The following is an 11,762-nucleotide window of genomic DNA, read 5'->3' on the forward strand; positions in this document are numbered from 1 at the left end:
GAGGCAGCCCTCCCGCCCCACGGACGTTAGGAAGGGCCCCTTCCTATACAAAAAGCGATAACAAGGGGCCCTTCCTTCGTCAGCAGCCGATGCGGCTGGTGCCGATGGCGACGTCGTCGAACCAGAGGGTGTCCGCGCCCTCGCCGTAGCTCTCCCAGCCGAGCCGCAGGTCGGTCAGGTTCGGTCGCCAGTTGGCCCGGTTCAGCCACTGACCGTCGATGTCGTGGGTGGGAGTGCCGTCGACGGTCAGCCCGGCCACCGCGGCGCCGTCGACCCAGGTCTGCAGTCTCCCCTGGGCCCCGTCGACCACCCATTCCAGACAGGTCCAGCGGTCGGTGGGCAGGGCCAGGCTCAACGCGACCCCGGCCGGGCTCTGCTCCGGCAGGGTGGCGTCGTCGGAGGCCCGGTTCCACTGCAACGCCCCGTTCTGGCCGCCGACCCGCAGGTCCCGGTTGCCGTCACCGGCGTCCCGCATGGCCAGGAAGGTCACGTGCTGGGTCGGCAGGGCGGTGGTGTGGCGTACCCAGAGGCGGCCGAACCGTACCGGCCCGAGTCCGGTGAAGTCGTGGTTCGCCCGTACGAAGACGTGGTTGCAGTAGCCGGTGCTGCCGTTGATCCGTACCGACCGGGTGCCCTGGTGCGCGGTCGTGCTGTCGACCGACGCCGTACCGGTGCCCTGGCAGTCGGGGTAGTTCACGCTCCAGGTGCCGGTCGGCGTACCGCTGGTCTGGGTCTCGAAGCCGTCGCAGAACGCGGCCGAGGCGCAGCCGCTCGGCGGCTGCGTGGTGGGCGGCGGGGTGGTCGGCGGAAGAGTGGTCGGTGGAATGGTCGGCGGTGGGGTGGTCGTGGGCGGGACGGTGGGCGGCGGGGTGCTCGGCGGCGGGGCGGTGGTCGGCCCCACGTCATTGCAGGGCACACCGTTCAGGGTGAATCCGGTCGGTGCGGGGTTGCCGGCGGTGTAGCTGCCCTGCACCCCGAACTCGGTCGAGCCGCCGGCCGGCAGGCCGCCGTTCCAGGCCACGTTGGTCGCGGTGACCACCGCGCCGGCCTGGCTCACCTGGGCGTTCCAGCCGTTGGTGACCCGCTGGTCGGCGCCGGGATAGGTCCAGGTGACGGTCCATCCGGTGATCGGGTTGGTGCCGTTGGTGAGCCGTACGTTGGCGGTGAAGCCGCCGGGCCACTGGTTCGCCCGGTAGTCGACCAGACAACTCGCCGCCGCCGAGGCGGACGGGGCCAGGGTCGGGCCGGCCAGGGTGACGACGCTCGCGGCGAGCGCGGTCACCACGGCGGTGAGCAGCGGCACGCGGCGGCGTGCGGGGATGAGCCTCATGACGGGTGGATCCTCTCGACCGGCCGCCGGGGCCGGGCGAGCCGGACCGCCGGCAGCGTTGCTGCGACGACGACGCGGCCCCCGCGCCGCATCGCGCGGACGGCCGCCACCCGGCTCCGGTGCTTCTGGTGTCCACCGCCGGCGGTCGGATCAGCCCGTACCCGTGCCGGCGACGACACCCGCTCATGCTATCCACGAGCATCTATTCGTACAACCGGCCGACCAGCATCGTCACCCCGATCGGCGTGTACCGCCGAGGGCTGCGGGTACACCGCCCGACGTGGCCACCGGGGAGACGACCGTGAAGGGCGGGAGGGTGCCTGACGGCGAACCTCGGCGAACGGGCGGGTTACGCCGCCCTGTGCGCCAACAGGTGGGCCTGCGGCACCTTCTCACGCTCGTCCGGCGCCCGTACGAGCTGGGCATCCACCACAAAACCGGCGCGCTCCAGCAACTCGGTGACCCGCTCCGGCAACAGCCGGTGGAAGGTGAGCGAGAACGTACGCCCGAACCCCTCCGTACGGTGCAGCGCCTCGTCGCCGACCTGGAAGGCGAGCAGCAGCTGACCCCCGGGAGCGAGCACCCGACGGAACTCGGCGAACACCTCCGGCAGCAGCGCCGATGGAATGTGGATGATCGAATACCAGGCCACCAGACCGGCGAGCGCTCCGTCCGCCAGGTCCAGCGCGGTCATCGAGCCCTCATCGAAGCGCAGCCCGGGGTACGTCCGGCGGGCCAGCGCGACCATCTCCGGTGACAGGTCCACACCGGAGACGTCCAGCCCCTGCTCCGCCAGGTACGCGGTCACCCGACCGGGCCCGGAACCGACCTCGACCACCGGACCCGCGCCGCCCACGGTCTCGGCGAACGCGGTGAGCAGCGCGCGGCTCAGCGGCCTGCTCTCCAGTTCGGTGGCGAAAATCTCGGCGTACGGCACGGCGATGGTGTCGTAGCCGGCCCGGGTGGTTGCCAGGAAGGAGGGCTCGGTCATGGTCGACGAGACTAGTCCCGTACGCCGGGTCAGGCGTTCGATCCGACATCGGTGCGCTCGATTCGACGTCAGGCGTTCGACCAGGATCGGGTGGAGAGCACCAACCGGTAGCCGTCGGGGTCCTCGACCGTGACGCCCCACCGGTCCCAGTAGGCACCCTGCGAGACCCGCCGGCCACCGGCCGCTCCAGCCGGGCCACCAGCGTCTCGTCCAGCGGCCCGCCGAGGTAGAGCACCAACAGGTCCTCGGCGGTGGGTGCGGGCGACACCGCGAGGTTCGCCCCGCCGACCAGTTCCAGGTGCCAGGACGCGTCCGGCCAACCGAGCATCAGCAGGCGTTAGGAAGGGACCCTTCCTATACAAAAAGCGATAACAAGGGGCCCTTCCTTACATCACCGACCCGGGCGGGCGAAGATCGGTTCATGCGGCTGACTGTGCGACAGGCAACGACGCAGGACGCGCCGGCACTGGCCCGGCTGAACTGGCGCTGGCGGGTCGAGGAACGCGGCCAGCCCGGTCCGGACCGGGCCAGCTTCCTGGACTTCTTCAGCACCTGGATGATCGACCATCGCGCCACCCACCTGGCGTTCGTGGCAGAGGTCGACGACCGGTTGGCGGGCATGGCCTGGCTGATGCTGGCCTCGCGGGTGCCCACCCCCACCCGGATGGACCGGCGCACCGGTGACATCCAGTCGGTGTACGTCGTGCCGGAGCTGCGCGGCGGCGGGATCGGCGCGGCGCTGCTCGACGCCGTACTGGCGCAGGCGCGCGACCGTGAGCTGGAACACGTCACGGTGCACTCCGGTGAGCGGGCTGTCCCGCTCTATCTCCGCTCCGGTTTCCGCGACGGCCAACGCTGGTTCCAGTGGCGCCCCTCCATCGACTGACTCCGAGCCGGCCGGTCCCTGTGGCTGCGGTCACCTGGTCGCCCCCGCCCCCTGTGGCAGTGGTCACCTGAGGGCCTTTCGGAGTACGGGCGGTCGGCATCCGTTAACGCCATGTGGGTAGCGTTCTCGACAACATCATCCAGGCAGTCGCGCGGTCGAACCGTCTCGCGCGGTCGGAGGACTTACGGACCATGGACAAGGCCCCTCAGCTCATTCAGGAACGCAGCGCGCCGCCCGCCACGCTGGTGATCTTCGGCGCTTCGGGCGACCTCACCCGACGCAAGCTGATCCCCGCGGTGGCGAGCCTGGCCCGCCACCACCGCCTGCCGCGCGAATTCGCCCTCGTCGGCGTCGCTCGGACGGCGATGAGCGACGAGCAGTTCGCTGACTCCGCGATCAACGGCCGAGGGCTGCGCGACCACCCGCAGCTCGACGGCGGAATCAGGTACGTCTCCGGCGGCTACGACGACCCGGACACCTACAAGCGCCTCGCCGAGACGCTCGACAGCCTCGACGCCGAACGCGGCACCGCCGGCAACCGCCTGTTCTACCTCTCCACCCCCGCCGAGGCCTTCGAGCCGGTGATCAACGGCCTCGCCGGCGCCGGACTCAACCACGCCCGGCCGGGCTCGTTCGCCCGGCTGGTGATCGAGAAGCCGTACGGCCGCGACCTGGCCACGGCCCGCGAACTGGACGCGATCGTGCACTCCAGCTTCGACGAGCCGCAGGTCTTCCGGATCGATCACTACCTGGGCAAGGACACCGTCCAGAACGTGCTCGCACTCCGCTTCGCGAACTCGATCTTCCAGCCCATCTGGGACCGTAGCTGGGTCGACCATGTGCAGATCACGGTCGCCGAGACCCTCGGCGTCGGCACCCGGGGCGGCTTCTACGAGAGTGCCGGCGCGATGCGCGACATCGTGCAGAACCACGTACTCCAGGTGCTCGCGCTCGCCCTGATGGAGCCGCCGGCCTCGTTCGACGCCGAGGGGCTGCGCAACGAGAAGGTGAAGCTGCTCCAGGCGATCCGGCTCCCCACCGACCGCGACATCGCCGACCTGGCCGTACGTGGTCAGTACACCCGTGGCGGCACCCGGGACGACCTGATGCCCGGCTACCGGGACGAGCCTGGCGTCGACCCGTTGTCGCGCACGGAGACGTACGCCGCGATGCGGCTCAACGTCGACAACTGGCGCTGGGCCGGGGTGCCGTTCTATGTGCGTACGGGCAAGCGGCTGCCGGCCCGGGTCACCGAGGTCGCGCTGCAGTTCCAGCGCCCCCCGCACCTGCCGATCCCGACCGACCAGCTCACCGAGCTGGACGCTGACGCGCTGATCCTGCGCATCCAACCCGACGAGGGCATCTCGCTGCGTTTCGGCGCGAAGGTACCCGGCCACTCGTTCCGGGTCCGCACGGCCAGCATGGACTTCTCGTACGACAAGACGTTCCGCGAGGAGTCCCCGGAGGCGTACGAGCGACTGCTGCTGGACGCCCTGCTCGGCGACCCGACGCTCTTCATCCGTACCGACGAGGTCGAGCAGTGCTGGCGGATCGTCGACCCGATCATCGAGCACTGGGCCAAGGACCACTCCCCGATCCCCACGTACGAGGCCGCCTCGTGGGGACCGACCGACGCCGACCGCCTGATCGGTCGCAGCGGGCGGAAGTGGCGCAACCCTGGCGGCGACGCCTGATCGTGCAAACTGGTCGATCGGCCCGCCGGGTCGGTCAGTCGGTCAGGGCGGCGACGCCGTCGGGGCCGAGTACCGGCAGGTAGTCGGTCGGACGGTCGAGGCACGAGGCGCCGGTCTCCGCCGCCTCGATGATGTCCAGCAGCCGTTCGACCAGCGGTTCCGGCTCTGCCTGCGATTCCAGGCAGAGCCGGACGTGTACCGCGCGCAACGCCGACCCGATCTCCTCGAAATCCTCGTCGTCGGCGGCCTCGCCGACGAGGCCGAGCAGCGCGTCCCAGCGCCGGGCGGCGTACTCGACCGTCAGCAGGGTCGCCTCGGTGGCGGGTCGTTGGGCGAGCACCTCCAACTCCTCGACGATCTGCTGACCGGCCTTGGCCACGTCGTACAGGTCCCACTGGCCGGTGGTCGCCTCGGCCGCCAGGCTCTCCACCACCTTGCGTACGTCAGCCAGCTCGTCCTCGGTCGGCGCGTCCAGTTCCCCGGCGTACGTCAGCAGCCGGGCCTCAAGCCGACGGTCGGTGACCGCGTGCTCGGCGACCAGCAGGGCCAACCGGCGGACCGGGAGGGTGGCGGCGACGTCGGCGAGCCGGCGGACCTCCGGGTCGACCTGGGTGGTCGACGGCGGGGTGGCGTTCGCCGACCAGGGGAAACCGTCAGCCAGTGCGGTGAGCGTCACCGCGACCGCGTGCGCGCAGAGTTCCTCCGGATCGGTTTCCGGCCCGGCGCAGTCACACTCGCTGCTGAACGCCCGGTCCACCACCCCGACCCACACCTCGTACGCGGTCGCGCCGCTGTCGGTGTGTACGGCCGCGACGACGCCGCCGTTCACCTCGACGATCCGGCCCAGCCTGCCGGCGGCCAGCAGTGCCTCTGCCGCGCGGTAGATCTCCGGATCCACCGCGCCCCGCACCGCTTCCGCGTCGATTCGCACAACCATGCGCACATTGAACCGCCCCCACCCGACCCCGCGAAAGGAAGGGCCCCTTGTTATCGCTTTCGGTAGAGGAAGGGCCCCTTGTTAACCAGGGGGAGCCTGGCGCGCGGAAAATCGGTGGTGACTGTGGGTAGGGTCAGATCCATGGGGATGATTCTCTCGGTCAACCTGGCTGTGCCGGAGCCGAACAGCGCCAAGTCGGTCGGTGTCACCGGCATCAACAAGCAGCCGGTGAGCGGCCCGGTGGCGGTCCGCGCGCCCGGACCGAAGACCACCGGGTTGGGCAGCGGAGTGGTAGGTGACCAGATCTTCGACGTGGCCCATCACGGGGGCGACGACCAGGCGGTCTACGCGTACGCCCGGGAGGACTACGACTGGTGGGAGGCGGAGTTGGGGCGCCCGCTCACGGGCGGGATCTTCGGCGAGAACCTGACCACGGTCGGGCTGGACGTCAACGGCGCGCTCATCGGCGAACGCTGGCGGATCGGCGCCGACCTGGTGCTGCAGACCACCTTCGGTCGGATCCCGTGCGCCACCTTCCAGCTGAAAATGGCCGAGCCGCGCTGGGTGAAGCGGTTCACCCGGGAGGGCCGGCCGGGGGCGTACCTGCGGGTGGTCGAGCCGGGCGAGGTCCGTGCCGGTGATGAGGTACGCGTGGTCGACCGGCCGGTTCGCGGGGTGACCATCGCCGAGGGCTTCCGCGCCTGGCTACTGGAGCCGGAACTGCTGCCCCGACTCGTCGACGCGGACGGGGTCTCGGAGAGCCTCAAGGAGGGGGTTCGGCAGCGGCTCGCCGGCCGTACCGGCTCCTAGGGTCGGGGTTGGGTTCGGGGTCGGGTTTCCGGGAGAGCAACAGCAAGGCCAGAAACGGGTACGCCACCCACTCATACGTGTTGTATATTTACTACATGTCGAGGTCAACGAGCGACAGTAGTGAGCCCCAGTTCTACAACCGCCTGGCCGTCCTGCGATCCGAACGGGGCATGAGCCGCAAGCAGCTCGCCGAAGAGGTCGGGGTCCATTACCAGACCATCGGCTACCTCGAACGCGGCGAATACAGCCCAAGCCTGGTGCTGGCCCTGCGCATCGCCGAGGTGTTCGGCCTGCCGATCGAGGCGATCTTCTCGCTGACCCCGTTCCGTCCCCTGTCCGAGCAGCTCTACGGCAGCAACAAGGAGTCATCGTGACCACCCTGACCCGCGCCGACCGCCGCGCCCGCGTACTGGACGACCCGCGCTTCGAGCGCTACCGCAACCCCCGTTCCCGTCACCTGCTCGCCGCCGGACTGATCGGCGTCCTGGCGGTCGAGGCCGGGCTGCTCGCCGTCCTGCCCCAGCTCCCCACCTGGCTCACCATCGTCGTGGGAGCACTGGTGGTGGTCGGCGCGGTCGGTTTCCTCGGCACTCTGAAGGCCGCCACCCGGGGCGTGGAGGAACTGCCGGAGCAGGCGCTCGACGAGCGGCAGGCGCAGATACGTGGCCAGGTCCACATCGACGCGTACCGGATCGGGTTCGGTCTTTTCACCACGGCGCTCGCGGTGATCGCGCTCTGGGGCATGCTCGACCTACCCGCCCCGGGTCCGGGTCTGGTCACCGCCGCGATCGTGGTGCCGTTCCACCTCGCCCTGGTGCTGCCCAACCTGGTCGCCGCGTTCCGCGCCGACATCTGAGTCGGCCTGGCGGACGGGGACGCGAGAGGCACGCTCACCGAGCGTCAGGGGTCGATCGCGCCAGCCCCGTCGTGGCATGCTGCCGGTCATGCGTACGCCCGTGCAGTCGACGCAGCAGTGTCCACAGTGACCATCATCTCGGTAATCAACTACAAAGGCGGCGTCGGGAAGACAACCCTGACCGCTAACCTCGGTGCGGAGCTTGCCACCCGTGGCCTCAGGGTCCTGCTGATCGACCTGGACCCGCAGGCCAGCCTGACCTTCTCCTTCTTCAAACCGGACGAGTGGGAACGCGACCTCGCCGACGAACGCACCATCCTCCAGTGGTTCGGTTCGGTGCTGGAAACCACGCCGACGCAACCACTGCGCCGGTACGTGGTGACCCCACCGCTGGTCAACAAGGCGATCACGGAACGGGGCCCGGGTCGGCTGGACCTCGTCGCCTCGCACCTCGGTCTGGTCGACGTGGACCTCGACTTCGCCGCCCTGCTCGGCGGCTCCCGGTTCCAGCACGGTAGTCCGCGTTTCCTTGAGCTGCACCGTGCCCTCTCCGATGCACTCGACGAGCCGACATTCGACGAGTACGACCTCGTCCTACTGGACTGCGCGCCGAACTTCACTATGGTGACCCGAACCGGGATCGTGGCCAGCGACCACATCCTGATTCCGGCGAAGGCGGACTACCTCTCCACCCTCGGCATCGACTACCTGCGCAAGAAGGTCTCCGAACTTGTCCGCGACTACAACCGGGTGGCAGGCGACGGGACCGGGCAGATCGATCCGCACTTTCTCGGCGTGGTCTTCACGATGATCCAGTACAGCAGCAGCGGCCCGCTCCTGGCCTCGCGTAACTACATCGGCCAGACCGGGAACATCGAGGTACCCGTGTTCAACCAGATGATCCGGGAGAACAAGACCATTTTCGGCACCGCCGGCGAGCACGGCATCCCGGCGGTGCTCGTGCCGAACGCCAACGCGATGATCCAGTACGAACTCCAGCAGCTCGCCAGCGAACTGCTGGCCAAGATCCGCACTTAGCACGTTCCGTCATCAGGGAGTAGTAGACGTGACCAGCCCGGCCGACCTGTCCCACGCCGTCCTGCTCCGGGTGGCGGAGTTCATCCGTACGCTGCCGGCCGACCAACTCGCGGACCTGGCTGGCGGCCGGATACGGCTCCAACTCACCGAGGAGCCGGCCACGGGTACGGCCGCACCGGCCCGGACGGCGAGGACCCGTACGACCGCGACCCGAACGACGGCCACCCCGACACCACCACCGGTCTCGGCGGAGCAGGTCCGGGCCGATCTGGTCTCGATCGGTGACCGGGTCGCCGCCACCCGGTACCTCGACGACCTCAGGCTCAAGGTGACCGAGCTACGGGTGCTGGCCCGGGAGCTGGGAATCACCGTTTCGAGCCGGGCCACCAAGCCGGCCGTGGTCCAGGAGATCGTGCAGTGGACCGTCGGCCGCCGGCTCGCCTCGGAGGCGATCGCCCGCACCACACCCACCGAAAGCTGAGCCGCACGTCCGCCCGTCGGCGGTTAACAGGGGGCCCTTCCTATACCGAAAGCGATAACAAGGGGCCCTTCCTTACTCCGGGCGTAGGAGTTGGGTGACTTCGGCGAGCAGTTCGTCCCAGTGGGGCTCGGGAGCGGCGCCGCGTATCTGGCCGGCGATGTGCTCGGCGATGCGTCGTACCTCCCGGGCGGTAAGACCACGGGGCGGGTCGTCGTCGCCCCGGGTGGGACGGGCCGGTGCGGTCAGTGGCAGCGGGTCGCCGACGCAGACCACGTCGAGGTGGCCGGTGGTCCGGGTGAACGCGACGTAGAGCAGGCGATGTCCCCGCTCGTCGCTGGCGACGATCTCCGCCGGCTCGACCACCACCACCGCGTCGAATTCGAGCCCCTTGGCCTCCTGCGGGCTGACCAGGTTGATCGACCCGCCCAGTTCGCCCCGGTCGGCGCTGTGCCATTCGACCCCGTTCTCGGCGAGCGCCGCTTCGACCTCGCGACGGCAACGCGGCGGGCAGACGATGCCGACGAAGCGACCGGCGGCGGCGTGTTCGAGGGCCACCGCGACGACTCGACCGGGCCGCTCGGTCAGGCCGACCCGATGTGTGCGCGGTTCCGCCGGGCCGTCCCGGACGACCTCCGGGGCGGTGACGCCGGGTGCGGCCACCGGCAGCAACCTGGCCGCCAGCTCGTACGCAGGGCGTGGCACCCGGTAGCCGTACCGCAGCGCGGTGACCGTGACCGGGTGTGGGGTCGGCAGGTGCCGGGTCACCTCGTCCCAACTGTCCCGGGCCCACGCCCCGGTCGACTGGGCGATGTCACCGACGACGGTGAACGAGCCGTTGGCGCTGCGCCGGCCCACGGCGCGTAGCTGCATCGGTGACAGGTCCTGCGCCTCGTCGACGACCACGTGCCCGTACCGCCGGCCAGCCCCGTTGACCAGGTGATCCAGCTCGTCCAGAAGGGCGAGGTCGGCGGCGGACCAGAGTTCCTGGGAGAGCCGGTCCGCGCTTCGGCGGTGCAGGTGGGTGAGTTCCTCGGCGGTGAAGTCGGTGCCGGCGGCGGCGCGCAGTCGACTGCGGGAGCCGAGCAGGTCGCGGAGGAACGCCGGTGCGGTCTGCTGCGGCCAGAGGCGTTCGACCAGATTCGCCAGGGCGGACCCGCCGGCCGGCGCCGCCCCGCCGGTACGGTCGGCGACGATCTGTCCGAGCCGGTCGCGGAAGAGCTGACGTCGTCCCAGATACGGCAGCTCCGCCGCCCGAGCGTGGTCCAGCGCCTCGGCGACCTCCGCGCCGGGCACGGTGACGAACCGCCCGTCGACCAGGAGACGTTCTGCGGGTTCGGGTACGCCGATCCGTCCCTCCACGGCTCGGGAGAGGAGCCCCGCCATCCGCACCTCACCCTTGATCCGGCTCACCTCGGCCGGCTCGACCCGTCCTCTCGCCACCGTCGGGGCCAGCCGGCCGATGTCGCGTAGCTCCACCTCGGCGTCGCCGAGCCCCGGCAGCACCGTACGGATGTAACGCATGAAGGTGGGGTGCGGTCCGACGATCAGGACGTCGGCGGCGTTGAGCATCTCGGCGTGGGTGAAGAGCAGCCAGGAGACCCGGTGCAGGGCCACCGCCGTCTTGCCGGTGCCCGGGCCTCCCTCGATCACGAGCATCTGGTCCCGGGGAGCCCGGATCAGGGCGAACTGGGCGGCCTGGATGGTCGCCACGATGTCCCGCATCTCTCCCGTGCGGCCGCGCTCCAGGTCGGCGAGCAGGTGCCGGTCCACCGTCTCGGCGATCTCGGCGAAGATCACCTCGGTGAAGTCCCGGATGGTGTTGCCGGTGCAGTCGAAGGTGCGGCGGCGGCGCAGGCCCTGCGGCTCCTGGTGGCTCGCCTCGAAGTAACCGGCGACGGCGGGAGCCTGCCAGTTGACGACGAGCACCTCGGCATTGTCGTCGCGGATGAGATGCCGACCGAGGTAGAGCGTCTCGCCGGTCTCGTGGTCGACCCGCCCGAACGCGACCGCGTCGTCGGCCGTGCCGATCGCCCGGCGGGCAGCCTCGGCGTGCCGGTGCAGGTGAGCGGCGGCGCCGGAGTTCGCGGCGGCACGGACTAGACCGCCAAGCTCGCTGATCTTCCGGTCCCGATGCTTCGCTGTGGTGTCGAAATACGCCTGCTCGGTAGCGATCTCGGTTGATCTGGAGTGCATACCGGCCCCCGCCCGCTCAGCCGGTCACCGACCGGATGGACCGGCTCACCGTACCGTCACCGAGAGGGAGCGGATATCGACGGATCGGTCATCGCGGGGTGGGCCGTTCCAGGCCGGCCAACGCTGACTTTTTATAGAATTGCACGACAAGTGCCTACTTCCGGAGGCGTGCGATGGCGATCGACAACGACACCCTGGTACGGAACTTCGTCGACGCCTTCGCGGAGAAGAAGGTCGAGCTGTTGGAGCCGTTCCTCGACGAGCACGTGGTGTTCCACAACTACGGCGACAGAGAGGTACACGGCCGGGACGAGGTGCTGGAGGTCTGGCGCGGCGTGTTCCAGAACTTCGAAACCGTACGGTTCGAGACCGTCAACCAGGCGGTCAACGGCAGCATCGTCCTCGCCGAGCAGGTGCACGGCCTCGGCCTGGCCGGCAAGCAGGTCGCGACGATCATGAACATGGCGGTCTACCAGATACACGACGGCAAGATCAAAGCCTGGCGCGACTACACCAATCCCGAGTACGCCCGCACCCTGCTCTGAC

At 69.8% G+C, this 11,762-nt stretch carries 12 protein-coding genes and 1 pseudogene; 8 read left to right on the forward strand and 5 right to left on the reverse strand.

The annotated features are described in order from the left end of the window. Positions 1–79: 79 nt before the first annotated feature. The 3 genes and pseudogenes from BDK92_RS09055 to BDK92_RS40195 form a co-directional block, all read right to left on the reverse strand. The gene (locus BDK92_RS09055; protein ID WP_121156317.1) at positions 80–1,330 is read right to left on the reverse strand and encodes a cellulose-binding domain-containing protein; all 1,251 of its coding nucleotides are present in this window, start codon (positions 1,328–1,330) and stop codon (positions 80–82) included. A 349-nt stretch (positions 1,331–1,679) separates the two neighbouring features. Continuing rightward, positions 1,680–2,321 carry a class I SAM-dependent DNA methyltransferase gene (locus tag BDK92_RS09060; RefSeq protein WP_121156318.1) on the reverse strand — a complete coding sequence of 214 codons (642 nt, stop codon included), beginning with the start codon at positions 2,319–2,321 and terminating at the stop codon, positions 1,680–1,682. Positions 2,322–2,389: 68 nt separating this feature from the next. After that, positions 2,390–2,655: pseudogene (locus BDK92_RS40195) on the reverse strand (VOC family protein); the annotation flags it as partial. Between the two features lie 87 nt (positions 2,656–2,742). On the opposite strand from BDK92_RS40195, the gene BDK92_RS09070 reads away from it, so the two are divergent. Together BDK92_RS09070 and zwf are read left to right on the forward strand one after the other, a co-directional pair. Further along, positions 2,743–3,207: a GNAT family N-acetyltransferase gene (locus BDK92_RS09070; protein WP_121156319.1), complete on the forward strand. Its 465-nt coding sequence runs from the start codon at positions 2,743–2,745 to the stop codon at positions 3,205–3,207. Between the two features lie 191 nt (positions 3,208–3,398). After that, positions 3,399–4,901 (forward strand): glucose-6-phosphate dehydrogenase, encoded by a 1,503-nt coding sequence (gene zwf / locus BDK92_RS09075; protein WP_121161857.1) that lies wholly within the window; start codon positions 3,399–3,401, stop codon positions 4,899–4,901. A gap of 34 nt (positions 4,902–4,935) precedes the next feature. Here the strand turns inward: zwf and BDK92_RS09080 are convergent, their stop codons facing one another. Then, the gene (locus tag BDK92_RS09080; protein WP_147456946.1) at positions 4,936–5,838 is read right to left on the reverse strand and encodes a hypothetical protein; all 903 of its coding nucleotides are present in this window, start codon (positions 5,836–5,838) and stop codon (positions 4,936–4,938) included. A gap of 141 nt (positions 5,839–5,979) precedes the next feature. On the opposite strand from BDK92_RS09080, the gene BDK92_RS09085 reads away from it, so the two are divergent. The 5 genes from BDK92_RS09085 (at position 5,980) to BDK92_RS09105 (ending at position 9,023) form a co-directional block, all read left to right on the forward strand. Then, positions 5,980–6,648 carry an MOSC domain-containing protein gene (locus BDK92_RS09085; RefSeq protein ID WP_121156321.1) on the forward strand — a complete coding sequence of 223 codons (669 nt, stop codon included), beginning with the start codon at positions 5,980–5,982 and terminating at the stop codon, positions 6,646–6,648. A 95-nt stretch (positions 6,649–6,743) separates the two neighbouring features. Then, positions 6,744–7,022, forward strand: a complete 279-nt coding sequence (locus BDK92_RS09090) for a helix-turn-helix transcriptional regulator (protein WP_121156322.1) — start codon at positions 6,744–6,746, stop codon at positions 7,020–7,022. Beyond that, complete coding sequence (locus tag BDK92_RS09095) at positions 7,019–7,504, forward strand: hypothetical protein (protein ID WP_121156323.1); 486 nt, start codon at positions 7,019–7,021, stop codon at positions 7,502–7,504. The genes BDK92_RS09090 and BDK92_RS09095 overlap by 4 nt, the downstream gene beginning before the upstream one ends. Positions 7,505–7,630: 126 nt before the next feature. Next, the gene (locus BDK92_RS09100) at positions 7,631–8,542 is read left to right on the forward strand and encodes a ParA family protein (RefSeq protein WP_121156324.1); all 912 of its coding nucleotides are present in this window, start codon (positions 7,631–7,633) and stop codon (positions 8,540–8,542) included. Between the two features lie 28 nt (positions 8,543–8,570). Then, a complete protein-coding gene (locus tag BDK92_RS09105; RefSeq protein WP_121156325.1) occupies positions 8,571–9,023 on the forward strand; it encodes a hypothetical protein in 453 nt (150 codons plus the stop codon). A gap of 72 nt (positions 9,024–9,095) precedes the next feature. On the opposite strand, the gene BDK92_RS09110 is transcribed toward BDK92_RS09105, so the two are convergent. Continuing rightward, positions 9,096–11,216 carry a HelD family protein gene (locus tag BDK92_RS09110; protein WP_121156326.1) on the reverse strand — a complete coding sequence of 707 codons (2,121 nt, stop codon included), beginning with the start codon at positions 11,214–11,216 and terminating at the stop codon, positions 9,096–9,098. Between the two features lie 173 nt (positions 11,217–11,389). Between BDK92_RS09110 and BDK92_RS09115 the strand changes: the two genes are divergently transcribed. Further along, the gene (locus BDK92_RS09115; protein WP_121156327.1) at positions 11,390–11,761 is read left to right on the forward strand and encodes a nuclear transport factor 2 family protein; all 372 of its coding nucleotides are present in this window, start codon (positions 11,390–11,392) and stop codon (positions 11,759–11,761) included. Position 11,762 lies beyond the last annotated feature (1 nt).

It is taken from the genome of Micromonospora pisi (assembly GCF_003633685.1).
Taxonomy (GTDB): Bacteria; Actinomycetota; Actinomycetes; order Mycobacteriales; family Micromonosporaceae; genus Micromonospora_G; species Micromonospora_G pisi.